This window comes from Psychrobacter sp. 1U2, from assembly GCF_051847575.1.
Map to the genome: position 1 here is coordinate 1 of NZ_JBPYDC010001777.1, position 527 is coordinate 527.

Consider the following 527-nt stretch of genomic DNA (forward strand, 5'->3'; position numbering starts at 1 on the left):
CGCCAGCTTAACTCAAGCTTTAGCTTTGCCTAATAACACTGCTGATATTAGTAACGTTAACATTATCGGCAGTCAAGTCGGTAACGAGGTGTATTTAAACTCAGTCATGGCGTTAGGGCTAGCATTAGTATGTATGCTTGGATATGTCGCTCTACGTTTTCAGTTTAAGCTGTCACTTGGCGCGGTCATGTCGTTGTTTCATGACGCTATCGTTACTATCGGTGTCTTTGCATTATTTGGTTTCCCCTTTGATCTGACCGTATTGGCAGCCATATTGGCATTGATCGGTTATTCACTAAACGATACGATTGTCGTCTACGACCGTATTCGTGAAAACTTCCGCCGTGTCCGCGGGATTAGTCCCAGTCAGACGGTTGATTTGTCATTAACAGAAACGCTGCGCCGTACCATTATGACTATTTCAACAGTGCTATTAGTTGTATTAGCCATGATGTTCTTAGGCGGTGACGGACTGTATTGGTTCTCAGTAGCGCTATTCATTGGCCTGCTTGCTGGTACTTATTCGT

At 44.2% G+C, this 527-nt stretch carries 1 protein-coding gene; it reads left to right on the forward strand.

Annotated elements, in window-relative coordinates; genetic code table 11:
• On the forward strand, nt 1–527 hold a 527-nt coding region (gene secF / locus ACS8FD_RS24350), incomplete at both ends, for a protein translocase subunit SecF (protein ID WP_439277737.1).